Source organism: Burkholderia cepacia ATCC 25416, from assembly GCF_001411495.1.
GTDB classification, from domain to species: domain Bacteria; phylum Pseudomonadota; class Gammaproteobacteria; order Burkholderiales; family Burkholderiaceae; genus Burkholderia; species Burkholderia cepacia.
Genome location: NZ_CP012981.1, coordinates 1,329,642 through 1,353,300 on the forward strand (window position 1 = coordinate 1,329,642; position 23,659 = coordinate 1,353,300).

General features: G+C 67.5%; 23 protein-coding genes. 11 read left to right on the forward strand and 12 right to left on the reverse strand.

What is annotated here, in order from left to right; all coding sequences use genetic code 11:
* Positions 1-17: 17 nt before the first annotated feature.
* The 5 genes from grxD to APZ15_RS06120 form a co-directional block, all read right to left on the reverse strand.
* Positions 18-329 carry a Grx4 family monothiol glutaredoxin gene (gene grxD, locus APZ15_RS06100; RefSeq protein WP_021161789.1) on the reverse strand — a complete coding sequence of 104 codons (312 nt, stop codon included), beginning with the start codon at positions 327-329 and terminating at the stop codon, positions 18-20.
* 67 nt (positions 330-396) lie between these two features.
* On the reverse strand, positions 397-1,239 hold the full coding sequence (gene prmC / locus APZ15_RS06105) for a peptide chain release factor N(5)-glutamine methyltransferase (RefSeq protein ID WP_027788493.1): 843 nt from the start codon (positions 1,237-1,239) through the stop codon (positions 397-399).
* Positions 1,240-1,246: 7 nt separating this feature from the next.
* Entirely contained in the window at positions 1,247-2,329 is a 1,083-nt protein-coding gene (prfA, locus tag APZ15_RS06110; RefSeq protein WP_027788492.1) for a peptide chain release factor 1, read from the reverse strand.
* Between the two features lie 82 nt (positions 2,330-2,411).
* Positions 2,412-3,710 (reverse strand): glutamyl-tRNA reductase, encoded by a 1,299-nt coding sequence (hemA, locus tag APZ15_RS06115; protein ID WP_027788491.1) that lies wholly within the window; start codon positions 3,708-3,710, stop codon positions 2,412-2,414.
* Between the two features lie 26 nt (positions 3,711-3,736).
* Positions 3,737-4,360, reverse strand: coding sequence for a response regulator transcription factor (locus tag APZ15_RS06120; RefSeq protein WP_226152101.1), 624 nt, complete (start codon positions 4,358-4,360; stop codon positions 3,737-3,739).
* A 309-nt stretch (positions 4,361-4,669) separates the two neighbouring features.
* On the opposite strand from APZ15_RS06120, the gene APZ15_RS06125 reads away from it, so the two are divergent.
* Genes APZ15_RS06125 through APZ15_RS06140 form a run of 4 tightly spaced genes read left to right on the forward strand, consistent with a single transcriptional unit; the run spans position 4,670 to position 7,983 of the window.
* Positions 4,670-4,924 carry a DUF1129 domain-containing protein gene (locus tag APZ15_RS06125; protein WP_027788489.1) on the forward strand — a complete coding sequence of 85 codons (255 nt, stop codon included), beginning with the start codon at positions 4,670-4,672 and terminating at the stop codon, positions 4,922-4,924.
* An 18-nt stretch (positions 4,925-4,942) separates the two neighbouring features.
* On the forward strand, positions 4,943-6,757 hold the full coding sequence (locus APZ15_RS06130) for an aminopeptidase P family protein (protein ID WP_027788488.1): 1,815 nt from the start codon (positions 4,943-4,945) through the stop codon (positions 6,755-6,757).
* A gap of 54 nt (positions 6,758-6,811) precedes the next feature.
* Positions 6,812-7,363 carry a cysteine hydrolase family protein gene (locus APZ15_RS06135; RefSeq protein ID WP_027788487.1) on the forward strand — a complete coding sequence of 184 codons (552 nt, stop codon included), beginning with the start codon at positions 6,812-6,814 and terminating at the stop codon, positions 7,361-7,363.
* Positions 7,360-7,983 (forward strand): HAD family hydrolase, encoded by a 624-nt coding sequence (locus APZ15_RS06140; protein ID WP_027788486.1) that lies wholly within the window; start codon positions 7,360-7,362, stop codon positions 7,981-7,983. The genes APZ15_RS06135 and APZ15_RS06140 overlap by 4 nt, the downstream gene beginning before the upstream one ends.
* A 134-nt stretch (positions 7,984-8,117) precedes the next feature.
* Here APZ15_RS06140 and ettA read toward each other — a convergent pair whose 3' ends face one another.
* The 3 genes from ettA to gcvA form a co-directional block, all read right to left on the reverse strand.
* Positions 8,118-9,785 carry an energy-dependent translational throttle protein EttA gene (gene ettA, locus APZ15_RS06145; protein ID WP_027788485.1) on the reverse strand — a complete coding sequence of 556 codons (1,668 nt, stop codon included), beginning with the start codon at positions 9,783-9,785 and terminating at the stop codon, positions 8,118-8,120.
* Between the two features lie 190 nt (positions 9,786-9,975).
* On the reverse strand, positions 9,976-10,284 hold the full coding sequence (locus tag APZ15_RS06150; protein WP_027788484.1) for a DUF3761 domain-containing protein: 309 nt from the start codon (positions 10,282-10,284) through the stop codon (positions 9,976-9,978).
* 101 nt (positions 10,285-10,385) lie between these two features.
* The gene (gene gcvA / locus APZ15_RS06155) at positions 10,386-11,303 is read right to left on the reverse strand and encodes a transcriptional regulator GcvA (RefSeq protein WP_027788483.1); all 918 of its coding nucleotides are present in this window, start codon (positions 11,301-11,303) and stop codon (positions 10,386-10,388) included.
* Between the two features lie 193 nt (positions 11,304-11,496).
* Between gcvA and APZ15_RS06160 the strand changes: the two genes are divergently transcribed.
* The 3 genes from APZ15_RS06160 to gabP all read left to right on the forward strand — a co-directional run bounded on the left by APZ15_RS06160 (position 11,497) and on the right by gabP (position 15,040).
* Positions 11,497-12,810: an MFS transporter gene (locus APZ15_RS06160; RefSeq protein ID WP_027788482.1), complete on the forward strand. Its 1,314-nt coding sequence runs from the start codon at positions 11,497-11,499 to the stop codon at positions 12,808-12,810.
* Positions 12,811-12,891: 81 nt separating this feature from the next.
* Positions 12,892-13,236 (forward strand): MmcQ/YjbR family DNA-binding protein, encoded by a 345-nt coding sequence (locus tag APZ15_RS06165; protein ID WP_027788481.1) that lies wholly within the window; start codon positions 12,892-12,894, stop codon positions 13,234-13,236.
* A 412-nt stretch (positions 13,237-13,648) separates the two neighbouring features.
* The gene (gene gabP / locus APZ15_RS06170; protein ID WP_027788480.1) at positions 13,649-15,040 is read left to right on the forward strand and encodes a GABA permease; all 1,392 of its coding nucleotides are present in this window, start codon (positions 13,649-13,651) and stop codon (positions 15,038-15,040) included.
* A 166-nt stretch (positions 15,041-15,206) separates the two neighbouring features.
* Here gabP and ychF read toward each other — a convergent pair whose 3' ends face one another.
* Positions 15,207-16,301: a redox-regulated ATPase YchF gene (ychF, locus tag APZ15_RS06175; protein WP_027788479.1), complete on the reverse strand. Its 1,095-nt coding sequence runs from the start codon at positions 16,299-16,301 to the stop codon at positions 15,207-15,209.
* Between the two features lie 246 nt (positions 16,302-16,547).
* Here ychF and APZ15_RS06180 point away from each other — a divergent pair, with 246 nt between their 5' ends.
* From APZ15_RS06180 to APZ15_RS06195, 4 genes are all read left to right on the forward strand, one after another.
* The gene (locus APZ15_RS06180; protein WP_027788478.1) at positions 16,548-17,726 is read left to right on the forward strand and encodes a UbiH/UbiF family hydroxylase; all 1,179 of its coding nucleotides are present in this window, start codon (positions 16,548-16,550) and stop codon (positions 17,724-17,726) included.
* 90 nt (positions 17,727-17,816) lie between these two features.
* A complete protein-coding gene (locus APZ15_RS06185; protein ID WP_021156966.1) occupies positions 17,817-18,545 on the forward strand; it encodes a DsbC family protein in 729 nt (242 codons plus the stop codon).
* 106 nt (positions 18,546-18,651) lie between these two features.
* Positions 18,652-20,451 carry a M61 family metallopeptidase gene (locus tag APZ15_RS06190; RefSeq protein WP_027788477.1) on the forward strand — a complete coding sequence of 600 codons (1,800 nt, stop codon included), beginning with the start codon at positions 18,652-18,654 and terminating at the stop codon, positions 20,449-20,451.
* A gap of 147 nt (positions 20,452-20,598) precedes the next feature.
* Positions 20,599-21,195 carry an FMN-dependent NADH-azoreductase gene (locus APZ15_RS06195; RefSeq protein WP_027788476.1) on the forward strand — a complete coding sequence of 199 codons (597 nt, stop codon included), beginning with the start codon at positions 20,599-20,601 and terminating at the stop codon, positions 21,193-21,195.
* Between the two features lie 116 nt (positions 21,196-21,311).
* Here the strand turns inward: APZ15_RS06195 and APZ15_RS06200 are convergent, their stop codons facing one another.
* The 3 genes from APZ15_RS06200 to trpC are packed head-to-tail and all read right to left on the reverse strand — an operon-like array spanning position 21,312 to position 23,650.
* The gene (locus tag APZ15_RS06200; protein WP_027788475.1) at positions 21,312-22,226 is read right to left on the reverse strand and encodes a uracil-DNA glycosylase; all 915 of its coding nucleotides are present in this window, start codon (positions 22,224-22,226) and stop codon (positions 21,312-21,314) included.
* Positions 22,227-22,238: 12 nt separating this feature from the next.
* Positions 22,239-22,865 carry a CYTH domain-containing protein gene (locus APZ15_RS06205; RefSeq protein WP_027788474.1) on the reverse strand — a complete coding sequence of 209 codons (627 nt, stop codon included), beginning with the start codon at positions 22,863-22,865 and terminating at the stop codon, positions 22,239-22,241.
* Positions 22,865-23,650 (reverse strand): indole-3-glycerol phosphate synthase TrpC, encoded by a 786-nt coding sequence (gene trpC / locus APZ15_RS06210; protein ID WP_027788473.1) that lies wholly within the window; start codon positions 23,648-23,650, stop codon positions 22,865-22,867. The genes APZ15_RS06205 and trpC overlap by 1 nt, the downstream gene beginning before the upstream one ends.
* Positions 23,651-23,659 lie beyond the last annotated feature (9 nt).

Consider the following 23,659-nt stretch of genomic DNA (forward strand, 5'->3'; position numbering starts at 1 on the left):
AAAGGGGGCGGGGCGTATTACGCGGCGGCGAACAGTTGCTGCAGTTCGCCCGACTGGTACATCTCCATCATGATGTCCGAGCCGCCGATGAATTCGCCCTTCACGTAGAGCTGCGGGATGGTCGGCCAGTTCGAGAATTCCTTGATGCCCTGGCGGATCTCGTCGTCTTCGAGCACGTTGACCGTCTTGAACTGATCGACGCCGCAGGCCTTCAGCACCTGGATGGCGCGGCCCGAAAAGCCGCACATCGGGAATTGCGCGTTGCCCTTCATGAAGAGCACGACCTGGTTTTCGTCGACGATTTGCTTGATACGTTGTTGGGTGTCCATGACTGACCTTGCGTTTGCGGGGCGTTAGATCGAAATGATAGCGGATTTCAACCGGACGGGCCGGGCATCAGCCCGGCAGGCGGCCGCCTGTCGTGCGTTCGATTGCGGCCAGATCGGCGAGCGATTCGACCGCGACGAAGCCGTGCGATGCGAGTACGGCGCGCACGGCCTCGGCCTGGTCGTAACCGTGCTCGATCCAGAGCGTGCCGCCCGGTTTCAGGTAAGTGCCGGCGCCCGCGACGATCGTGCGGATCGCGCTGAGGCCGTCGGCATCGTCGGTGAGTGCGCCGCGCGGCTCGAAACGCAGGTCGCCCTGCGTGAGGTGCGGATCGTGCTGCGCGATGTACGGCGGATTGCTGACGATCGTGTCGAAGGCGAGCGCAGGATCGAGCGCCGCGTACCAGTCGCTCTGCAACCAGTGCAGCGGGCCGCCGGGGCGGTGCGCGTCGAGCAGCTTGCGTGCGTTGCGTTGCGCGACCTCGAGTGCGGCCGGCGAACGGTCGAGCGCCCACACGCGTGCATCGGGCCGCTCGGCGGCGATGGAGACGGCAATGGCACCGCTGCCCGTGCCGAGATCGAGCACGGCCGGATGCGGCAGCCCGTCGATCGCATCGAGTGCGGCTTCGACGAGCAGTTCGGTTTCAGGGCGCGGGATCAGCACGTCGGGCGTCACGTCGAACGGCCGGCCGAAGAATTCGCGCATCCCGACGAGCTGCGCGACCGGCTCGCCGGCCATGCGGCGCGCCTCGAGCGTGCGGTAGCGTTCGACCGCGGCCGCGTCGAGCGGCGCGTCGCCGCGCGTGATCAGTTGCGTGCGGGTCCAGCCAAGCGCGTGCGCGAGCAGCACGCGCGCATCGACCGCGTCGAGCGCGGACGCGCGCAGCAGTTCGTCGGCGGTCGTGTCGGGCATCGTGACCTCAGTCGGCGTCGCCGAGCGACGCGAGCAGTTCGGCCTGGTGCTCGCTGACCAGCGCGCTGATCAGTTCGTCGAGGTCGCCGTCCATGATCGCCTCGAGCCGGTACAGCGTCAGGTTGATCCGGTGGTCGGTCATCCGGCCCTGCGGGAAGTTGTACGTGCGGATTCGTTCCGAGCGATCGCCGGAGCCGATCAGGCTCTTGCGCGTCGCGGCTTCCTTCGCGTGCTGCTCGTGATACTGCTTGTCCTTGATGCGCGCGGCGAGCACCTTCAGCGCGCGATCCTTGTTCTTGTGCTGCGAACGGTCGTCCTGGCACTCGACGACGATCCCGGTCGGGATGTGCGTGACGCGCACCGCCGAGTCGGTCTTGTTGATGTGCTGGCCACCCGCGCCGGACGCACGGAACGTGTCGATCCGCAGGTCGGCCGGATTGATTTCGACCTCGCCGATTTCGTCGGCTTCCGGCATCACCGCGACCGTGCACGCGGACGTGTGGATGCGCCCTTGCGTCTCGGTTGCCGGCACGCGCTGCACGCGATGGCCGCCCGATTCGAACTTCAGGCGCGAATACGCGCCCTGGCCCGCGATCCGCACGATCACTTCCTTGTAGCCGCCGAGATCCGATGCGCTCTCCGACATCATTTCGACCTGCCAGCGCTGGCGTTCCGCGAAGCGCAGGTACATGCGCAGCAGGTCGCCGGCGAACAGCGCGGATTCGTCGCCGCCCGTGCCCGCACGGATTTCGAGGAAGATGTTGCGGTCGTCGTTCGGATCCTTCGGCAGCAGCATCTTCTGCAGCTCGGTCTCGAGGCGGGTCATGCTCTCGCGCGCGCTGCGGATTTCGTCTTCCGCGAAGTCGCGCATCGACAGATCGCCGAGCAGCTCCTGCGCGGCCGTCTCGTCGCTGCGCGACTGGCGCCACAGCGCGTACTGTTCGACCACCGGGCCAAGTTCCGCATGTTCACGCGTCAGCTTGCGGTACTGGTCGAGGTCGGCCGTGACGTTTTCGCGGCTCAGCAGGTCGTTCAGTTCGGCCAGCCGTGTGGACAGCTGGTCGAGCTTGCGTTGCATGCTCGTCTTCATGGTGTGGAGCGGCGCTCCCGGGCAAGGGGTATTCGGAAAGGATAGGCCGGCGCGCGGCCGGCGGCAGGGCGATCGGCCGGCGCTAGTGGCCGGACTGGTCGTTCGAGCGTGGCGCGTGCTGGTAGAAGCCGCGCATCAGGTCGATCAGCGAATCGCGATCGGCGCCGTTCACGCGATTGAGCGCGCTCGTCGGGCCGTGGATCAGCTTGTTGGTCAGCGCCTGCGACAGCGCTTCGAGCACGGCGGCCGGATCGTCGCCGCGCGCGAGCAGCTTCTGCGCCTTGTCGACTTCGGCCCGGCGCAAGGCGTCGGCCTGCGTATGCATGTGACGGATCACCGGCACGACGCTGCGCGTGTCGAGCCACTGCATGAAATTCTGCACACGCGTTTCGATGATCGCTTCGGCCTGTGCGACCGCAGCCTGGCGCGATGCGTTGCCTTCGCGCACGATCGCGCCGAGATCGTCGACGGTGTAGAGGAACACGTCCTTCAGCTTGCCGACTTCGGGCTCGATGTCGCGCGGCACCGCGAGGTCGACCATGAAGATCGGCCGGTGGCGGCGTGCCTTCACCGCGCGCTCGACTGCGCCGAGGCCGATGATCGGCAGCGTCGACGCCGTGCACGACACGATGATGTCGAATTCGTGCATGCGGGTCGGCAGATCCGAGAGCGGCATCGCGCGGCCGCTGAAGCGTTCGGCAAGGCGCTGGCCGCGTTCGGCCGTGCGGTTCGCGACGACGAGTTCGCGCGGGCCTTGCGCGGCGAAGTGCGTCGCGCACAGCTCGATCATCTCGCCGGCGCCGATGAACAGCACGCGCTGATCGGACACTTTTTCGAAGATCCGCTGCGCGAGGCGCACCGCGGCGGCGGCCATCGACACCGACTGCGTGCCGATTTCGGTCGTGCCGCGCACTTCTTTCGCCACCGCGAACGTGCGCTGGAACAGCTGGTTCAGGTAGGTGCCGAGCGCGCCGGCTTCCGTCGCGGTGCGGACGGCATCCTTCATCTGGCCCAGAATCTGGGTTTCGCCCAGCACCATCGAATCGAGGCCGGATGCGACGCGGAACGCGTGCCGGACTGCTTCCGACTGCGGCAGCGCATAGACGTGCGGTGCGAGCTCGTCGACCGGAATCCGGTGATACTCCGACAGCCAGCGGACCGCGCCTTCGCGTGCGGCGCGATCATCGGTCGCGCAATACAGTTCGGTGCGGTTGCAGGTGGAGAGGATCGCCGCTTCGGGCGTATTGGGCGCCTGGGGGCCGAGAAACACGTTCTTGAACGTGACGAGAGCCGGCTTGATCTGCTCGAGCGGAAACGCCACGCGTTCGCGCAGGGCGACAGGCGCAGTGTGGTGATTGATTCCGATCGTGAGGAGTTGCATATCGAGGGCTATCGTTTAGCCCCATATTATAGCGTTTCAGCGATTTCCTCACTCGCGGCATACCGGGCATCGGCGTGGCGGGGCCGGGAATTTGGGGGCTCGATCGGCACGCGGTCGAGTTGATAGCCATAGCCGTAGAGCGGCAGCAGCCGGTAGCCGCGCTCCGGAAGCAGGTGCAGCTTGCTGCGCAGCCGGGACGCGTGGGTATCGAGCGTGCGCGACTTCATGTCGCGGCGGCGTGCCCACACCGTTTCGAGAATATGGGCGCGCGACACGGGCCGCGACAGATTCGCGAACAGCAACTGCGCAAAACGGAACTCCTTCGGCGTGAGTGAAACGATTGCGTTGTCGAAGCGAACGAGGCAGTGCGTGGCGTCGAAGGCGTATTCGCCATACATTTCGCGTGAGCGGGCCGGCGGCCGGCGCACGCCGGCGCGCCGGCTCACCGCGTTGACGCGCGCGAGCAGCTCGGGCCCGCTCACCGGGCGCACGAGGCAATCGTCGGCGCCCGCGTGCAGGCACGATACGATTTGGCTTTCGCGCGGCATTTGCATCACGGCGATCGCCGGCAGTCCGGGCAGGACCGTCTGCGCACGCGGAATGACTTCCTCGGCCGGCTGGTCGCCGGCCCAGTGGCCGGTGATCAGCATGTCGCAGGTATTGGCGGCGAGCCACTCGAAGAACGCCGTACTGGACGGAAACGCGTGGCACACATGACCGCCCGCAAAGAGCAGGCGGTTCAGGAGCGCGGCATGGCGCGCGTCCGGATCGATCAGAGCGATTCGCATGAGAATTTCTTCAATACGGCAGCCGGTGCGCGCTTGCCATAACGTCGAGTCGGCCCCTACACTCGAACGTTCGCGGCACCCGGCTGGTCTCGGGTTCGATGGATGAATCGATGCTAGCCGCTGGCAACGTTCACGCCTATGGGACGAATCCGAATTTATGGAAGGCGTCGAATGAACTGGTTTGGAATCCTTGTCCTGGGAGCGGCCGTCGGGCTGTTCGGCCGATGGCTGCATCCGATGCGGCGCACGGGCCGGCCGGCGTGGTGGATCGCGGTGCTCGCCGGTATCGTCGGCGCGGCTGCGGCCCGCATGGCCGGCAATCTCTCTGGACTGTTTTACGATGGCGAGACGCTCGAATGGCCGGTCTGCACCGGCGTCGCGTTCCTCGCAGTAGCCGTGACGGTTGCGCTGTCGGCCCGTCGCTGAATGCTCTCAGGTGAAATCATGAATGCCCGTCTTCCCGAAGTCTCGCCGGTGCCGGCCCGTCTCGCGCTGCTGCGTGGCGCGATGGCCCGCGAGAACCTGGCCGCCTATCTCGTGCCGTCCGCTGATCCCCACCTGTCCGAATATCTGCCGGAGCGCTGGCAGGCCCGCCGCTGGCTGTCCGGCTTCACGGGATCGGTCGGCACGCTGGTCGTGACCGCGGATTTCGCGGGGCTGTGGGTCGACAGCCGCTACTGGGTGCAGGCCGACGCCGAACTGGCCGGCACGGGCGTGCAACTGATGAAGATGACGGGCGGGCAGCAGAGCGCGCCGCACGTCGACTGGCTCGCGCAGAACGTGGCGGCGGGGGCGACGGTCGGCGTCGACGGCGCGGTGCTCGGCGTCGCGGCCGCACGCGGGCTGACGGCCGCGCTGAACGCGCGCGGCATCGCGCTGCGCACCGACCTCGACCTGCTCGACGCGATCTGGCCCGAGCGGCCGGGGCTGCCCGGCGACGCGGTGTTCGAGCACGCGGCGCCGCAGGCCGACACGACGCGCGCGAGCAAGCTGGCCGAAGTGCGCCGCGCGATGCGTGCGCAGGGCGCGCAGTGGCATTTCGTCTCGACGCTCGACGACCTCGCATGGCTGTTCAACCTGCGCGGCGCCGACGTCAACTTCAATCCCGTATTCGTTGCGCACGCAATGATCGGCGCCGATCGCGCGACGCTGTTCGTCGCCGACGGCAAGGTGTCGCCGGCACTGGCCGCGTCGCTCGCGCAGGACGGCGTCGACGTCCGCGCCTACGACGCCGCGCGCGCCGCGCTCGCGGCACTGCCCGACGGCGCGACGCTGCTGATCGACCCGCGCCGCGTGACGTTCGGCACGCTCGAGGCCGTGCCGGCCGGCGTGAAGCTCGTCGAGGCCGTGAATCCGTCGACGTTCGCGAAGTCGCGCAAGACATCCACCGAGATCGAGCACGTGCGCGTGACGATGGAGCACGACGGCGCCGCGCTCGCGGAATTCTTCTCCTGGTTCGAACAGGCCGTGAACCGCGAGACGATCACCGAACTGACGATCGACGAGAAGCTCACTGCCGCGCGCGCGCGACGCCCCGGCTACGTGTCGCCGAGCTTCGCGACGATCGCGGGCTTCAACGCGAACGGCGCGATGCCGCATTACCGCGCGACGCCGGAGTCGCACGCGACGATCGCCGGCGACGGGCTGCTGCTGATCGATTCGGGCGGCCAGTACGTGACGGGTACGACCGACATCACGCGCGTCGTGCCGGTCGGCACCGTCAGCGACCTGCAGCGGCGCGATTTCACGATCGTGCTGAAATCGATGATGGCGCTGTCGCGTGCCCGATTCCCGCGCGGCATCCGCTCGCCGATGCTCGACGCGATCGCGCGCGCGCCGATGTGGGCGGCCGGGCTCGACTATGGGCACGGCACGGGGCACGGCGTCGGCTACTTCCTGAACGTGCACGAAGGCCCGCAGGTGATCTCGCACTACGCGCCGGCCGAGCCGTATACGGCGATGGAAGAGGGCATGATCACGTCGATCGAGCCGGGCGTGTACCGTCCCGGCCAGTGGGGCATCCGGATCGAGAACCTGGTCGTGAACCGCGCGGCCGGGCAGACCGAGTTCGGCGATTTCCTCGCGTTCGAGACGCTGACGCTGTGCCCGATCGACACGCGCTGCGTGCTGATCGAGATGCTGCATGAAGAAGAACGCGCGTGGCTGAACGCGTATCACGCAACGGTGCGCGAGCGCGTCGGCCGCCATCTGAGCGGCGATGCCAAGGCGTGGCTCGACGCGCGCACGCAGCCGATCTGACGCAACGCAGGAAAGCGGCCGGGTGCCGGCCGAACAACAACAGCGAGGGCGACGATGGCGGACACGGCAGTGATCGTGGTCGACATGCAACGCGGGCTGGTGGAGCGGGCAACGCCCGCGTACCGGCTCGATGACGTGGTGTCGGGCATCAACCGGTTGACGGCGGCGGCGCGTGCGGCGAACGCGCCCGTGTGCTTCGTGCAGCACGACGGCGACGCGGACGACGACGTCGTGCCCGGCACGCCGGGCTGGGAACTGCACGCGGGGCTGGTCGTCGGGAACGATGACTGGCGGGTGCGCAAGCAGATGAGCGATTCGTTTCACGATACGCCGCTCGCGGCGCAACTCGAGCGCCACGGCATCCGTTCGGTGCTGATCTGCGGTTATGCGACCGAGTTCTGCGTCGATTCGGCCGCGCGCCGCGCAGCGCTGCTCGGCTACCGGACGACCGTCGTGTCCGACCTGCACACCACGAACGAGCGCACGCACCTGTCGGCGGCGCAGATCGTCGCGCATCATCACTTCGTATGGGAAAACAATTCGCTGTCGGGCAACCCGGTGATACCGCGCCCGCTCGCGGATGTCCTTGCGACGGAGTTCGCATGACGATCAAGGCCGTGGTGTTCGATTTCGGCGGCGTGCTGATCGACTGGAGCCCCGAGTACCTTTACCGGGAACTGATTCCCGACGACACCGAGCGTCGCTGGTTCTTCACGCATGTCTGCACGATGGACTGGGTGGTCCGCCAGGACGGCGGGCAGACGATCGAAGAGGGGACGGCCGAGCTCGTCGCGAAGTTTCCGGCGCACGAGGGGCTGATCCGCGCGTTCTATGCGCGCTGGCACGAGATGATCGGCGGCGTGCTCGACGAAGGCGCCGCGCTCGTCGACCGGCTCGACGCGCAGGGGATGCCGCTGTTCGGGCTGACGAACTGGTCGGCGCAGACGTTTCCGTATGCGTGGGACAACTTCCCGGTGCTGCGGCGTTTCAGGGACATCGTCGTGTCGGGCCGTGTGAAGCTCGTGAAACCCGATCCGGCGATCTACCGCGAGATGCATGCGCGGATCGAGCCGCACTTGCCGGGCATCGGGCCGCACGAACTCGTGTTCATCGATGACAACGCGAAGAACGCCGCGGCCGCGACGGCGCTCGGCTGGCACGGCATTCATCACACGAGTGCGGCCACGACCGAGGCACGGCTGCGCGAACTGGGCGCGCTGGCGTAAGCGGCAAGCCGGCAGCCAGCCGCCGGATAAAAAAACGGGCCAGCGGCCCGTTTTTTGTTGTCCCGCTTCCGGAGCGACCAGCCTCGGTGCCCGTTCCTGCGTTACCGCAGTGCCGGGCGCCCGGGCCGCGCCGCTCAGCGGCTGATCGGCTTGTAGCGCAGACGCTTCGGCTTCGCGGCTTCCTCGCCGAGGCGCGCACGCTTGTCGGCTTCGTATTCCTGGTAGTTGCCGTCGAAGAACGTGACCTGCGAATCGCCTTCGAATGCGAGGATGTGCGTCGCGATCCGGTCGAGGAACCAGCGATCGTGCGAGATCACCATCACCGAGCCCGCGAATTCGAGCAGCGCGTCTTCCAGCGCGCGCAGCGTTTCGACGTCGAGGTCGTTCGACGGTTCGTCCAGCAGCAGCACGTTGCCGCCCGAGATCAGCGTCTTCGCGAGGTGCAGGCGGCCGCGTTCACCGCCGGACAGGTTGCCGACGATCTTCTGCTGGTCGCCGCCCTTGAAGTTGAAGCGGCCGATATACGCGCGCGACGGCGTTTCGTACTTGCCCACCGTCAGCACGTCGGCGCCGCCCGAGATTTCCTCGAACACCGTCTTCGTGCCGTCGAGCGCGTCGCGGCTCTGGTCGACGTACGCGAGCTTCACGGTCGGCCCCATTACGACTTCGCCCGAATCCGGCTGCTCCTTGCCCGTCAGCATCCGGAACAGCGTCGACTTGCCGGCGCCGTTCGGGCCGATGATGCCGACGATCGCGCCGGCCGGGATCTTCAGGTTCAGGTTGTCGATCAGCAGACGGTCGCCGAACGCCTTGCTGACGTTCTTGAACTCGATCACTTCATTGCCGAGGCGATCGCCGACCGGGATGAAGATTTCCTGCGTCTCGTTGCGCTTCTGGTATTCCTGGCTGTTCAGCTCCTCGAAGCGCGCGATACGTGCCTTCGACTTCGCCTGCCGGCCCTTCGGGTTCTGGCGCACCCACTCCAGTTCCTTCTTGATCGCCTTCTGGCGCGCCGATTCCGACGCTTCTTCCTGCTTCAGGCGCTCTTCCTTCTGGTCGAGCCAGCTGCTGTAGTTGCCCTTCCACGGAATGCCGTGGCCGCGGTCGAGTTCGAGAATCCACTCGGCCGCGTTGTCGAGGAAGTAGCGATCGTGGGTGACCGCGACGACGGTGCCCGGGAAGCGCACCAGGAACTGCTCGAGCCAGTCGACCGATTCCGCGTCGAGGTGGTTGGTCGGTTCGTCGAGCAGCAGCATGTCGGGTTTTTCGAGCAGCAGCTTGCACAGCGCGACGCGGCGCTTCTCACCGCCCGAAAGATGCTCGATCTTTGCATCCCATGACGGCAGGCGCAGTGCGTCGGCGGCCACTTCGAGCTGCTGCTCGGGGCTGCCGCCGTCGCTCGACGCGAGGATCGCTTCGTACTTCGCCTGCTCGGCCGCGAGCGCGTCGAAGTCGGCGTCCGGCTCCGCGTACGCCGCGTAGATTTCCTCGAGCTTCTTGTTGGCCTGGAACAGGTCGCCGAGGCCTTCCTCGACGGCTTCGCGCACCGTCTTCGTCGGGTCGAGCTGCGGCTCCTGCGGCAGATAGCCGATGTTCAGGTTCGGCATCGGCGTCGCTTCGCCTTCGATGTCCTTGTCGACGCCCGCCATGATGCGGATCAGCGTCGACTTGCCCGAGCCGTTCAGGCCGAGCACGCCGATCTTCGCGCCGGGAAAGAACGACAGCGAGATGTCCTTCAGGATCTGGCGCTTGGGCGGCACGATCTTGCCGACCCGGTTCATCGTGAAAACGTATTGGGCCATTTGGGTGTGAAAGTCAGAAATGGTTGAGACTGCCGCGCAGCGCGCGGGCGTGGCGGCGTCGGGTGATTCGGTACGGAGCGTGCCGCGCACGGCGCGGCGGCGTCGCCGCGTGTCGGCGGCGCGAGCGGCTATTGTACTTCGCCGCCGGCTGCCGCTGGCGCGACACCTGGCCTTTTGGCCGGGGCTGTGCTCACAGCCACGCGGCGACGCCGCCGTGCCCCGAGCACGTGCCGCGCCGATGGCGGCTGAAGCTGTAGGTGCCGTCGCGGCAGCGCGCGCTCGCGCCTTCGGGCACGCGGCCCGATTTCGAATGCGCGGGTGCGTGCACGGTTTCGCCGTCGCGGTTGCGATACGTGTCGTGACGGTCGAGATCGGCTTCGTTGCCGTAGCCGGGCGGTGCGCGGTACGCGTGTGCGGGTTGGGGCAACGCGGCGCAGGCGACGAAGAAGACGGCGGACAGTGCCGCGATGCGTGTCGTGCGGCAGAACAGGGCAGGCATGGTCTCTCACGGTCGGTTTGTTGTTATCGATGTCGGGCGGATGGCCCGCGCCGCATGTTAGCGGATCGGCGCCCGACCGGTACCGGCGCGGCGGCGTGACGCTACGCCGCGCCCGACATCGAGGCCGCGCCGTCGGCCTGCGCGGCCTCGAGGATCCACCGGCGAAAAGCGGCGACCTTCGGCCGCTCGGCGTGATGCGGCGGATAGACGAGGTAGTACGCGAAATCGTCGAGCCACGCGACGTCGGCAAGCTGCACGAGCCGGCCGCTTGCCAGCTCGCCGCGCACCATCGCGGCCGGCAGCAGCCCGGCGCCCTGACCGGCGACGATCGCCTGCAGCAACAGGCCCGAGTCGTCGAACGCGGGGCCGCGCGGCGGCCCGATATCGTCGATCCGCTGCGCGCCGAACCAGATGTGCCAGCCCTTGCGCTCGGCGTCATGCAGCTGCGGCCAGCCGACCAGATCGGCGGGCGTCGCCGGCATGCCGAGCCGCGCGACAAGGTCGGGCGACGCGAGCGCGACGATCTCCACCGTCAGCAGGCGCTCGCTGCACAGGCCGATGTAGCGCCCGAGGCCATGACGGATTGCAACATCGACGCCGTCGCGCGAAAAATCCGCGAGTGCGTGGCTCGTGACGACCTGCAGGTCGACGTCAGGGCACGCGTGCCGGAATTGCGCGAGGCGCGGGACGAGCCACGCGGATGCGAAGAACGGGGTGACGCTCACCGTCAGCACGCCGCTGTCGGCGGCGCCCGACACGCGCTGCGACGCGTCGGCGATCTGCCGGAACGCGTTGCGCACCGGCGGCAGGTAGTCGCGACCGGCGGCCGTCAGCAGGATGCCGCGGTTGACGCGCTCGAACAGCTGCACGCCGAGGTGCGTCTCGAGCGTGCGGATCATCTGGCTCACCGCGCCGGGCGTGACCGACAGCTCCTCGGCCGCCGATTTCACCGACAGGTGGCGGGCGGCTGCTTCGAATGCACGCAGCGCGTTGAGCGGCGGCAGGCGGGAACGATTCATTGAGTTTTTCTAAAGCGAATGGCCGATGAAATATCGTTTGAGGCGGCGCGTGTGCGCGAGTACCGTTGTCGCATCCGATTGCGTGCTTGGGGGCTGCATTGCAGCGACCAATGCGATCAACATAGTTCAACTATATCCACGAGGCAAACCGGACGCCGTGAGGTGTCCGGCTGGACCTGAGAGGAGCATCGTCATGAACCACCCGGGCGCATCGCGCCATTTCTACGGCTGGTACGTGGTCGCGGCCGCGTTCGCCGTCACGTTCGTCGGATTCGGCAGCGCCTATACGTTCAGTGCGTTCGTCGAGTCGCTGCAGCGGGACTTCGCCGCGTCGCGCGGCCAGATCTCGCTCGTGTTCTCGCTCGCCGGCTTCCTGTATTTCGGTTTCGGCATCGTCAGCGGGCCGCTGGCCGACCGCTTCGGCTCGCGGCGGCTCGCCGTCGCCGGGATGCTGCTGACGGGCGCCGGGCTCGCGGCTGCCGGCGCCGCGCACACGCTGCTGCAGGTCTATGTCGCGTACGGGCTTGGCGTCGGTTTCGGCGTCGGCTGCGCATACGTACCGGCGGTCGGCGCCGTGCAGCGCTGGTTCGTGCGCCGGCGCGGCTTCGCATCGGGGCTCGCGGTCGCGGGGATCGGTGTCGGCACGCTGGTGATGCCGCCGCTCGCGTCCACGCTGATCGCGCAGGTCGGCTGGCGCGGCGCGTATTTCACGCTGGCCGTGATCGCGGTCGTGATCGGCTCGGGGATGTCGCTGCTGATCGAGAACGACCCGCGCGGGCGGGGGCTGCTGCCGGACGGGGAGGCTGCGCATGAGCCCGGCGGCGGGGCACAAGTCGCCGGGCGCAGTGCGGGGGCCTCGGTGTCCGGTGCCGCCGCGGGGCGTCAGCCGGTCGCCGCTTCGGCGCCTGCCGGCGCGACGGTGCGCGAAGCCGTCATGTCGCGGCCGTTCGCAAGCCTGTACGCCGCATGCCTCGCCTGCTCGTTCGGCGTGTTCGTCCCGTTCGTTCACCTCGTGCCGTACGCGCTCGATCATGGCGTCGCGCCGTCGACGGCCGTGCTGCTGCTCGGCGCGATCGGCGTCGGCAGCACGGCCGGCCGCTTCTTCCTCGGCGGCCTCGCCGACCGCTTCGGCCGCCGTGCGTCGCTGCTCGCGATGTTCGCGGGCATGGCCGTCGCGCTCGTCGCGTGGGCCGGTGCCGGCACCGTCGCGACGCTTGCCGCGTTCGCGCTCGTGTTCGGCGTGTTCTATGGCGGCTGGGTCGCCGTGCTGCCGGCGGTCGTGATGGACTACTTCGGCGGGCGCAACGTGAGCGGGATCATCGGCGTGCTTTATACGAGCGTCGCATTCGGCACGCTGATCGGGCCGGCCGCGGCCGGTTTCATCTACGACGCGGGCGGCGGCTATCTCGTGCCGATCCTGGCCAGCGCCGCCGCGAATGCGATCGCCTTCGCGATCGTCGCGACGACGGGGCGTGCGCCGGTGGCCGCACATGCGGTGCGCGGATAGGCGCACGTCCCGCGGCGTGCCTTCGCGAATTCCGGTAGGGTGGCCGGATCGTGAACCGAGGAAGTGCAGCCGGGAGGCCTCATGACATTCGACGAAGTCCGCCAGATCGCGCTGGCATGGCGCGGCGTCGAGGAAGGTACGTCGTACGGCACGCCTGCGCTCAAGGTGAGGGGCAAGATGCTCGCGCGTCTGCGCGAGGACGGCGACACGCTCGTCGTGAAAGGTGTCGGCCCCGACGAGCGCGCGTGGCTGATCGAATCGGAACCGGACGTGTATTACGTGACGGATCACTACGTCGGCTGGCCGATTGTGCTGGTGCGGCTGTCGGCGGCCCGTCCGGACGCCGTGAAAAAACTGCTTCTGCGAGAATGGCAGGCCGTCGTCCCCGCCCAATGGCGCGACGAGAGGGTGCACGGCGCGAACTGACACGCCGGTTGCGGCCTGCTGCCCGGCGTCGCCGGGCGCTTTCGGCGCGGCTCGCGCGCCGGCCCGAACGGGTACGAGCGTTGCATCGATCGACGTCGATGCAACGAGTGGTTCCATCGAAATTCTTCAATTGGTTCTTAGTGAAGAACCGTTTGGTGCTTACACTCCTTCGCTTCGAAGGCAGCTGACGAAAGCCGACGGAAACGGCGCACGCGATGCGTCGGCGCACCGCGCGCCGCATCGCACCCGCAGCTTCGCAGACTGCGCGGCGCGCCGATCCGAACGGTCCCATCCGGCCGCATGCCCGCGTGCGATGCACGCGCGCTCGCAGCCGGATTCAAGAACGACAACTCCCCCTGCTGCCTTCACGCGACACCCGGCCATACCGGAACCGTTTTTTGGAGAGAGACAGATGAGTGGAAGCAACACAGGCCTCGGTACGGGCCTGAAGCAGCGGCACGTGACGATGATGTCGATTGCCGGCGTGATCGGCGCGGGCCTGTTCGTCGGCTCCGGCCACGCGATCGCGGAAGCCGGCCCGGCGTCGATCCTCGCGTATGCGATCGCGGGCGTGCTGGTGGTGCTGGTGATGCGCATGCTCGGCGAGATGGCCGTCGCGCATCCGGACAGCGGTTCGTTCTCCACCTATGCCGATCGCGCGATCGGCCACTGGGCCGGTTTCTCGATCGGCTGGCTGTACTGGTGGTTCTGGGTGCTCGTGATCCCGATCGAGGCGACCGCCGCCGCGACCATCCTCAATGCATGGTTCCCCGGCGTTGCAACCTGGGTCTTCGCGCTCGGCATCACGCTGGTGCTGACGGTGACCAACCTCTTCTCGGTCAAGAACTACGGCGAATTCGAATTCTGGTTCGCGCTGATCAAGGTCGTCGCGATCGTCGTGTTCCTGTGCATCGGCGGCGCGGCGATCGTCGGCATCATTCCCGCCCCTGCGGTGTCGGGCGTATCGAACCTGTTCGTGCACGGTGGCTTCATGCCGCACGGTGCCGGTGCGGTGCTCGCGGCGATGCTGACGACGATGTTCTCGTTCCTCGGCACGGAGATCGTGACGATCGCGGCCGCCGAATCGGACAACCCGCAACGCCAGATCGTGCGCGCGACCAACTCGGTGATCTGGCGCATCACGCTGTTCTATCTCGGCTCGATCCTGATCGTCGCGGCCATCGTGCCGTGGAACGATCCGCTGCTGCCGAAGCACGGTTCGTATCAGCGCGCGATGGAGCTGATCGGCATCCCGAACGCGAAGGCGATCATCGACGTGATCGTGCTCGTGTCGGTCGCGAGCTGCCTGAATTCGGCGCTGTACACCGCGTCGCGGATGCTGTTCTCGCTGTCGAAGCGCAAGGACGCGCCCGCGTTTCTGCACCGCACGGATTCGACCGGCACGCCGCGCGCGGCCGTGCTCGCATCGACCGCATTCGGCTTCCTGACCGTGATCGCGAACTACCTGATGCCGGAACAGGTCTTCGGATTCCTGCTCGCGACGTCTGGCGCGATCGCGCTGCTCGTGTATCTCGTGATCGCGATCTCGCAGCTGCGGATGCGCAAGACGCTCGAAGCGACCGGCGCGGACCTGACGCTGCGGATGTGGCTGTTCCCCTGGCTCACGTGGCTGGTGATCCTGTTCATCTGCGGCACGCTGACCGTGATGCTCGTGAGTGAGGATCACAGGATGGAAGTGGGCGCGACGGCCGTGCTGGCGCTGATCGTGCTGCTGGCATCGTGGCTGAACAAGCGCGGCCGCGATGCGCAGGCGAGCGCGGGGCGGCGGGTGTCGGCGACGTGATGCCGTGACGAAGCGGCGGCGGACGCACGGTGTTCGCCGCCGGCTGGCAGAACGTCCTGCAATGAAAAATGGCCCGACGGCGCTTGCCGTCGGGCCATTCGTTTTTCGTGCCGGGCACGCAGTGCGCGATGCCGCGTGATTCACACGGCATCGGCCGATGCAAGGGTCAGACGTTGAACAGGAAATTCATCACGTCGCCGTCGTGCACGACATATTCCTTCCCTTCGGCGCGCATCTTGCCGGCTTCCTTCGCGCCTTGCTCGCCCTTGTACGTGATGAAGTCGTCGAACGCGATCGTCTGCGCGCGGATGAAGCCGCGCTCGAAGTCGGTGTGGATCACGCCGGCCGCCTGCGGCGCCGTGTCGCCGATATGGATCGTCCACGCGCGCACTTCCTTCACGCCCGCGGTGAAGTAGGTCTGCAGGCCGAGCAGCTTGAAGCCCGCGCGAATCACGCGGTCGAGGCCCGGCTCTTCCATGCCCATGTCGGCGAGGAATGCTTCCTTGTCGGCATCGTCGAGATCGGCGATTTCCGCCTCGATCGCCGCGCACACGGCGACCACCGGCGCATTTTCGCTTTCCGCGTACTTGCGCACGGCATCCAGGTGCGGGTTGTTCTCGAAACCGTCGTCCTTCACGTTGGCCACGTACATGGCCGGCTTCGCGGTGATCAGGCAGAACGGCTTGAGCAGCGCCTCTTCGTCGTCCGACAGCGCGAGACCGCGCACGGCCTTGCCCTGGTCGAGCTGCGCGCGCACCTTCTCGAGCACCGCGACGAGCTTCGCCGCTTCCTTGTCGTTGCCCGACTTCGCGGCCTTCGAATAGCGCGTGAGCGCCTTCTCGACGGTGCCGAGGTCGGCGAGCGCGAGCTCGGTATTGATCACTTCGATGTCGTCGATCGGGCTGACCTTGCCGGCGACGTGAATGACGTTCTCGTCCTCGAAGCAGCGCACGACGTGTGTGATTGCATCGGTTTCGCGAATGTTGGCGAGGAACTGGTTGCCGAGGCCTTCACCCTTGCTCGCGCCCGCGACGAGGCCCGCGATGTCGACGAACTCGACGACGGCCGGCACGACACGCTCCGGCTTGACGATCTCGGAGAGCGCCTTCAGGCGCGTATCGGGCACTTCGACGATGCCGACGTTCGGCTCGATCGTGCAGAACGGGTAGTTCTCGGCGGCGATGCCGGCCTTGGTCAGCGCATTGAACAGGGTGGACTTGCCGACGTTGGGCAAGCCGACGATGCCGCATTTGAGACTCATGGAATCCTTCGGACGGGTAAGGCGGCGCGGCCGGACAGGGCACGGCGGCGCGGGAAAAAAGGGCGGCCGGCGCTTGGGGCGCGGCGGGCCGACGGTCAAAGACGCTATTGTACCGTGCCGACGCCCCGGATTCCGGGGTTGCGCCGAACGGCCGATGCGGCAGGCCGCCGCGCTGCATCGGCCGCCTGCGATTCTGCTGATTTCCCGCAAAGTCCGGCCGCGTAAGGGTTTGGCCCCGCGGCTATAATGCCCGCCATGACTGCCCACCACTCCTTCGACGTCGCCGTGGTCGGCGGCGGGCTCGTCGGCAAGACTGCCGCGCTCGCGCTGACCCAGTCCGGCTACAAGACTGCCTTGCTCGCCCAGCCGGCCGCGCCGCGCCCCGCCGATCTCGTATTCGACACGCGCGTCTACGCGCTGTCTTCCAGTTCGCAGGCGTTGCTCGAGCGGCTGCGGGTCTGGCAGGCGCTCGACCATGGCCGCCTCGCACCGGTCTACGACATGCGCGTGTACGGCGATGCGCACGCGGAACTGCATTTCTCCGCATATCAGGCATCCGTGCCGCAGCTCGCGTGGATCGCCGAATCGTCGCTGGTCGAGGCGTCGCTCGACGCCGCGCTGCGGTTCCAGCCGAACCTCACGTGGTTCGAGGCGCGCGCGCAGGGCTTCGACGTACATGACGACGCAGCCGTGCTCACGCTGTCGTCGGGGCAGGTGCTGGAAGCGGATCTCGTCGTCGGCGCGGACGGCGCGCATTCGTGGGTGCGCTCGCAAATGGGGGCCAAAGTCGAACGGCGCGACTACCGGCAAACCGGAGTCGTCGCGAACTTCAAGGCGTCGCTGCCGCATCGCGAGACGGCCTACCAGTGGTTCCACGAAGGCGAGATCGTCGCGCTGCTGCCGCTGCCGGACGGCCATGTGTCGCTCGTCTGGTCCGCGCACACCGCGCATGCGGACGAATTGCTCGCACTCGATCCGGCGCAGCTCGCGGCCGAGGTCGAGCGCGTGTCTCATGGCCAGGTCGGCACGCTCGACTGCGTGACGCCGGCCGCCGGCTTCCCGCTGGCGCTGCAGACGGTCGACAAGCTGATCGCGCCGCGCGTCGCGCTCGTCGGCGATGCCGCGCACCTGATCCACCCGCTCGCGGGACAGGGGATGAACCTCGGCCTGCGCGATGTGGCGGCGCTTGCCGACGCGATCGCCGGCAAGGAAAGCTTCCGCAACCTCGGCGATACGGTGCTGCTGCGCCGCTACGAGCGTTCGCGCCGCGAGGACATCCGCGCGCTGATGGTCGCAACCGACGGCCTGCAGCGGCTGTTCGCGGTGCCGGGCTCGCTCGCGAAGGCCGTGCGCAATGCGGGCATGGCCTTCGTCGGTGCGCAGCCGCTCGTGAAGCGCTGGCTCGTGTCGGCTGCGCTCGGCTGATCGAACCTTCGGCCGCTTCGCCGGTCGGACACGGTTCCGTTACGGCGTACACTGTGCCGTGAACACCGATTGAGCTGAAGGAAGATTTCGATGAAAAAAACGATCCGCATCGCGTCGCTGGCGCTGGCCGTCACGATGGCGACGCTTGGCTGCACCGCGCAGGCCGACCAGACCACCGACAAGCTGAAAGCCACGCTGCAGGCCCGCCTCGGCAACGATGCGCCGATCAAGAGCGTGTCGAAATCGCCGGTCGCGGGCCTGTACGAAGTGAACCTCGGCTCACAGATCATCTATAGCGATGCGGCGGGCGACTACGTGCTGCTCGGCGATCTCGTCGACACCAAGACGCACAAGAACCTGACCGACGCCCGCCTGTCCGAAATCAACAAGATCGACTTCGCGAGCCTGCCGTTCGCGAATGCGATCAAGGTCGTCAAGGGCAACGGCGCCCGCAAGATCGCGGTGTTCTCCGATCCGAACTGCCCGTACTGCAAGAAGCTCGAGACGACGCTGCAGTCGGTCGACAACGTGACCGTCTACACGTTCCTGTACCCGGTGCTGTCGCCGGATTCGACCGCGAAGTCGAAGGCGATCTGGTGTGCGACCGATCGCGCGAAAACGTGGGAGAGCTGGATGCTCGACCATCGCGCACCGACCGGCGCCGGTACCTGCGATACCGCCGCACTCGACAAGAACCTCGCGCTCGGCCGCGGGATGAACGTCACGGGCACGCCGACGATCTTCCTGCCGGACGGCCGCCGCCTGCCGGGCGCCGTATCGGCCGACCAGCTCAACCAGGCGCTCGCGTCGAGCAAGTAACCGACCACACGCCGGGCCGCATGGCCCGGCCAGCGAGGGGCGCCCGCGTGACCTGCCGGCGCCTCTCTTCGTTTCCGCCGCCATATTCGACCGTCCGATTCCCACGATGACCCAGCCGATCCGCTATTCGATTGTCCCGAAAGATCTTGCCGCGCACCTGTTCGAAGTGTCGGTGACGGTCACCGATCCCGACCCCGAAGGCCAGCGCTTTTCGCTGCCGGTGTGGATTCCGGGCAGCTACCTCGTGCGCGAGTTCGCGCGCAACATCGTGACGCTCGGCGCATTCAACGACGCGGGCCGCAAGGTGCGGATCGCAAAGACCGACAAGCACACGTGGCAGGCCGCACCCGTGAACGGCACGCTGACCCTGCGCTACGACGTGTACGCATGGGACCTGTCGGTGCGCTCCGCGTATCTCGACGAATCGGGCGGCTTCTTCAACGCGACGGCCGTGTTCCTGAGCGTCGCCGGCCGCGAGGACGCGCCGTGTGAAGTCGACATCGGGAAGCCGGCCGGCGCGGCGTTCCGCACGTGGCGCGTCGGCACCGCGTTGCCCGAGGCGCGCGGCACGAAGCGCTACGGGTTCGGCGCGTACCGCGCAGCGAACTACGACGAGCTTTCCGACCATCCGGTGACGATCGGCGAATTCGCGCTGGCGACGTTCGACGCGCACGGCGTGCCGCACGACATCGTGATCGCGGGGCGTGTGACGCAGCTCGACATGGAGCGCCTGCGCACCGACCTGAAGCGCGTGTGCGAAGCACAGATCGCGCTGTTCGAGCCGAAATCGAAGAAGGCGCCGATGGACCGCTACGTGTTCATGACGCTTGCGGTCAGCGACGGTTACGGCGGTCTCGAGCATCGCGCGTCGACCGCGCTGATCTGCAACCGCACCGACCTGCCGGTGAAGGGGCGACCCGAAACGACGGAAGGCTATCGCACGTACCTCGGTCTCTGCAGTCACGAGTACTTCCATACCTGGAACGTGAAGCGCATCAAGCCGGCGGCGTTCGTGCCGTACGACCTGACGCGCGAGAATTACACGTCGCTGCTGTGGCTGTTCGAAGGCTTCACGTCGTATTACGACGACCTGATGCTGGTGCGCAGCGGGCTGATGTCGCAGGACGAATATTTCGCGGCGCTCGGCCGCACGGTCGGCGGCGTGCTGCGCGGCACGGGCCGGCTCAAGCAAAGCGTCGCGGAAAGCTCGTTCGACGCGTGGATCAAGTACTACCGCCAGGACGAGAACGCGACCAACGCGATCGTCAGCTATTACACGAAGGGTTCGCTGGTCGCGCTCGCGTTCGATCTCGCGATCCGCGCGCAGACGCGCAACCGGAAGTCGCTCGACGACGTGATGCGCCTGCTGTGGCAGCGCTACGGCCGCGATTTCTACCGCGGCAAGCAGGCAGGCGTCGAGGAAAACGAAGTCGAGACGCTGATCGAGGAAGCGACGGGCGTCGCGCTCGGCCGCCTGTTCACCGATGCCGTGCACGGCACGCGCGACCTGCCGCTCGCCGAACTGCTCGCACCGTTCGGCGTGACGCTCACGCCGGATGTCGCGAACGGCGCTGCCGCGAAGCCGACGATCGGCGCACGCCTGCGCGGCGGGGCGGATTGCACGTTCGCGGCGGTCTACGAAGGCGGCGCCGCGCATCGCGCGGGGCTGTCGGCCGGCGACACGCTGATCGCGGTCGACGGGCTGCGCGTCACGGGCACCAACCTCGACGCGCTGCTCGCGCGCTACCGTCCGGGCGACAAGGTCGAGGTTCACGCATTCCGTCGCGACGAGCTGCGCATCGCGAAACTGAAGCTCGACGGCCCCGAAGTCACGCGCTACCGGCTGACGGCGGCCGCGAAGCCGGCGGCGGTATCGAAGGCCCGGGAAGCCTGGCTGAAGGGCTGATCGTACGAAGGCGGGTATCGGGGCGCGATCGAGGATTGTTCTGTTGTTGCAACAATCCGTCGCCCTGAACCCGCTTTTTCGCGGTCATGTGGCCACGCACAATGGCGTCACTCGCGCTACCGAAGCGCAACCCTACTGGAGCCTGACATGACGACCATTCTGCAAATCAATTCCGCGGCGCGTTCGCAAGGTGCGCAATCCACGCTGCTGGCCAATGAACTGACGGCAAAGCTGCAACAATCGAACCCCGGCGCGAAGGTCGTGGTTCGTGACCTGCTGGCCGATGCGCTGCCGCACCTCGACGAATCGGTGCTCGGCGCGTTCTTCACGCCGGCCGACAAGCGCACCGCGGAACAGAATGCGATCGTCGCGAAGAGCGATGCACTGATCGCCGAACTGCAAGCCGCCGACATCGTCGTGATCGGCGCACCGATGTACAACTTCGGCGTGTCGTCGCAACTGAAGGCGTATTTCGACTGGATCGCCCGTGCAGGCGTCACGTTCCGCTACACCGAGAACGGTCCGGAAGGCCTGATCAAGGGCAAGAAGGTTCACGTGGTGACGGCCCGCGGCGGCAAGTACCTGGGTACGCCGAACGACAGCCAGACGCCGTACCTGCGCTCGTTCCTCGGCTTCATCGGCCTGACCGACGTGAACTTCATTCACGCTGAAGGCCTGAACCTCGGGCCGGACGCGCAAAGCGCCGCGCTCGCCAGCGCACGCGAAGCGATCGCCGCCGCGTAAGGAAGGCCGACGCGGGTGCGACGCACCTGCTGCATCGCCCGATAAAAAAACGCCGCGTTCCCGAAAGGGACGCGGCGTTTTTGCATGCTTGCCGGCACGAAGGAACCGGCAGCGCGTTACGCGAGCGTTTCGGCGACTTCCGGCAGGCGCCAGTCGATCGGCTCGCGGCCGGCATCGACCAGATAGTCGTTCGCGAGCGCGAAATGGCGGCAACCGAGGAAACCGCGGTGCGCGGACAGCGGCGACGGATGCGGCGCCTCGAGCACGCAATGCGCGCTTGCGTCGAACAGCGCGCGCTTCGCCTGCGCGTGTGCGCCCCACAGCATGAACACGAGCCCGCGATGGCGGCCGGCGAGTTCGCGGATCAGCGTGTCCGTGCACTGCTCCCAGCCGCGCTTCGCATGGCTCGCGGCCGCGCCGCGCTCGACCGTCAGCACCGTGTTGAGCAGCAGCACGCCCTGGCGTGCCCAGGTGTCGAGGCAGCCGTGGCGTGGCGTGTCATGACCGAAGTTCGCGGCGATTTCCTTGAAGATGTTGCGCAGCGACGGCGGCGTGCGCACGGCGGGCGGCACCGAGAATGCGAGCCCGTGTGCCTGCGGCGTGCCGCGATCGTCGCCGTGATACGGATCCTGGCCGAGGATCACGACTTTCACGTCGTCCGGGCTCGTCAGGCGCAGCGCGCGGAACACGTCGGTCGGGTAGACCGTCTTGCCGGCCGCACGCTCGTCGTCGACGAAGCGGCACAGCGGCGCATATGCGTCGCTGTCGGTAAAGGGTTTCAGCACGTCGCGCCAGACGGCCGGCAGCGCGTCGAATTGCGCGGCGAGGTGCGGAACGTTGGCGGCGGCAGGCTGCGGTGCCGCCGGTGCCGCTGGTGCCGCAGCCGATGCGGCGGCTTTCTTGGCGGGCTTGCGCCCGGCCGCGGGCGGCTCGGAAGGCGGGGACGGAAGATCGGCCGGTGCCGTTTCCGGCACGGGATCGTCGAACAGCGACGCCTGTTGCGGCGCGCGGGAAGTCTTGCGGGTTGCCATGCGTGATGCGTGTTATTGCGCGCGCAGCCGGTAGCCGCGCTGCGCCTTGCTGATGTTTTCGGGAGCGAGGCCCGGCAGCGCCTGCTGCAGTTCGGCGGCGAGCGTTGCGAGCGCCGCTTCCGGGCCGTCGATCAGTTCGAGTTCGATTTCGCTGATCGGTTCGCGGCGCGTTTCGTGTTCCGCCTGGACGACGATCTCGCCGATGTCCACCGCGGCTTCGACGGTTGCGCCGCCGATTGCGATGCGCCACAGCGTACGCGAAAAATCCGTGCGGAACAGCGCACGCAGCGCGCCGGCCGCGTCATTCAGCGCGGCGGCGGCCTCCGGCACGTCGCAGGCCGCGACGAGCGCATCGATCTCGAGCGCGTCGCCGGCGACCGGCAGCTCCCATTCGTGGCGGCGGTGCAGGCCGCCTTCCGCGCTGCCGACCGTCTTGAACGTCTGCAGCCAGCCCTGCGGCGCGCGGCGCACGCGCACCGCGCTCTTCGAGCGGGCCAGCGCGAGATCGGGCGTGTCGTAGTAGACGTTCGCGAGCGTGATGTCTTGGCCGGGTTCGCCGGTCAGCGTCTCGAAGAAGCGTCGCGCGGCCTCGGCCTGGCCGGCCGGCAGCGCGAGCTTGATTTCCTTTTCGATCGCCATCAGAAGAACATCCGTGCGAGCTCCTCGCCCGGCTGGTCGGCACGCATGAACGCTTCTCCGACGAGGAACGTGTTCACGTTCGCCGCGCGCATCGTGTCGACATCGGTGCGCGACAGGATCCCCGACTCGGTCACGACGATGCGGTCCGCCGGAATCATGTCGAGCATGTCGAGCGTGGTCTGGATCGACGTCTCGAACGTGCGCAGGTTGCGGTTGTTGATGCCGAGCAGCGGCGTCTTGAGCGTCAGCGCCTGTTCCATCTCGTTGCGGTCGTGCACTTCGACCAGCACCGCGAGGCCGAGCGAGTGAGCATACGCTTCGAGATCCTGCATCAGCGGCGTGTCGAGCGCGGCGGCGATCAGCAGGATCGCGTCCGCGCCCATCGCGCGCGCTTCCACGATCTGGTACGCGTCGACGATGAAGTCCTTGCGCAGCACCGGCAGCGTGCAGGCCGCGCGCGCTTCCTCGAGATAGCGGACGCTGCCCTGGAAGAACTGCTCGTCGGTCAGCACCGACAGGCACGCGGCGCCGTGCTCAGCATACGAACGCGCGATGTCGGCCGGCACGAAATGCTCGCGCAGCACGCCCTTCGACGGGCTGGCCTTCTTGATTTCGGAAATCACGGCCGCGTGGCCGGCTGCGTGTTTCGCGCGCAGTGCGCCGACGAAGTCGCGCAGGTCGCGCGCGGAGGCTTCCAGTTTCAGTGCCTCGAGCGGCGCGCTGCGCATGGCCGCCGCGACTTCTTCGCGCTTGACGGCGATGATTCGGTCGAGAATGTCGCTCATGTGGGTTCC

What these genes read in the sequence shown, in the direction of transcription:
- grxD (WP_021161789.1), bottom strand. Translation starts at nt 329, where the DNA reads ATGGACACCCAACAACGTATCAAGCAAATCGTCGACGAAAACCAGGTC.
- prmC (WP_027788493.1), bottom strand. Translation starts at nt 1,239, where the DNA reads ATGCCCGACACGACCGCCGACGAACTGCTGCGCGCGTCCGCGCTCGAC.
- prfA (WP_027788492.1), bottom strand. Translation starts at nt 2,329, where the DNA reads ATGAAGACGAGCATGCAACGCAAGCTCGACCAGCTGTCCACACGGCTG.
- hemA (WP_027788491.1), bottom strand. Translation starts at nt 3,710, where the DNA reads ATGCAACTCCTCACGATCGGAATCAATCACCACACTGCGCCTGTCGCC.
- APZ15_RS06120 (WP_226152101.1), bottom strand. Translation starts at nt 4,360, where the DNA reads ATGCTGATCACCGGCCACTGGGCCGGCGACCAGCCGGCCGAGGAAGTC.
- APZ15_RS06125 (WP_027788489.1), top strand. Translation starts at nt 4,670, where the DNA reads ATGAACTGGTTTGGAATCCTTGTCCTGGGAGCGGCCGTCGGGCTGTTC.
- APZ15_RS06130 (WP_027788488.1), top strand. Translation starts at nt 4,943, where the DNA reads ATGAATGCCCGTCTTCCCGAAGTCTCGCCGGTGCCGGCCCGTCTCGCG.
- APZ15_RS06135 (WP_027788487.1), top strand. Translation starts at nt 6,812, where the DNA reads ATGGCGGACACGGCAGTGATCGTGGTCGACATGCAACGCGGGCTGGTG.
- APZ15_RS06140 (WP_027788486.1), top strand. Translation starts at nt 7,360, where the DNA reads ATGACGATCAAGGCCGTGGTGTTCGATTTCGGCGGCGTGCTGATCGAC.
- ettA (WP_027788485.1), bottom strand. Translation starts at nt 9,785, where the DNA reads ATGGCCCAATACGTTTTCACGATGAACCGGGTCGGCAAGATCGTGCCG.
- APZ15_RS06150 (WP_027788484.1), bottom strand. Translation starts at nt 10,284, where the DNA reads ATGCCTGCCCTGTTCTGCCGCACGACACGCATCGCGGCACTGTCCGCC.
- gcvA (WP_027788483.1), bottom strand. Translation starts at nt 11,303, where the DNA reads ATGAATCGTTCCCGCCTGCCGCCGCTCAACGCGCTGCGTGCATTCGAA.
- APZ15_RS06160 (WP_027788482.1), top strand. Translation starts at nt 11,497, where the DNA reads ATGAACCACCCGGGCGCATCGCGCCATTTCTACGGCTGGTACGTGGTC.
- APZ15_RS06165 (WP_027788481.1), top strand. Translation starts at nt 12,892, where the DNA reads ATGACATTCGACGAAGTCCGCCAGATCGCGCTGGCATGGCGCGGCGTC.
- gabP (WP_027788480.1), top strand. Translation starts at nt 13,649, where the DNA reads ATGAGTGGAAGCAACACAGGCCTCGGTACGGGCCTGAAGCAGCGGCAC.
- ychF (WP_027788479.1), bottom strand. Translation starts at nt 16,301, where the DNA reads ATGAGTCTCAAATGCGGCATCGTCGGCTTGCCCAACGTCGGCAAGTCC.
- APZ15_RS06180 (WP_027788478.1), top strand. Translation starts at nt 16,548, where the DNA reads ATGCCCGCCATGACTGCCCACCACTCCTTCGACGTCGCCGTGGTCGGC.
- APZ15_RS06185 (WP_021156966.1), top strand. Translation starts at nt 17,817, where the DNA reads ATGAAAAAAACGATCCGCATCGCGTCGCTGGCGCTGGCCGTCACGATG.
- APZ15_RS06190 (WP_027788477.1), top strand. Translation starts at nt 18,652, where the DNA reads ATGACCCAGCCGATCCGCTATTCGATTGTCCCGAAAGATCTTGCCGCG.
- APZ15_RS06195 (WP_027788476.1), top strand. Translation starts at nt 20,599, where the DNA reads ATGACGACCATTCTGCAAATCAATTCCGCGGCGCGTTCGCAAGGTGCG.
- APZ15_RS06200 (WP_027788475.1), bottom strand. Translation starts at nt 22,226, where the DNA reads ATGGCAACCCGCAAGACTTCCCGCGCGCCGCAACAGGCGTCGCTGTTC.
- APZ15_RS06205 (WP_027788474.1), bottom strand. Translation starts at nt 22,865, where the DNA reads ATGGCGATCGAAAAGGAAATCAAGCTCGCGCTGCCGGCCGGCCAGGCC.
- trpC (WP_027788473.1), bottom strand. Translation starts at nt 23,650, where the DNA reads ATGAGCGACATTCTCGACCGAATCATCGCCGTCAAGCGCGAAGAAGTC.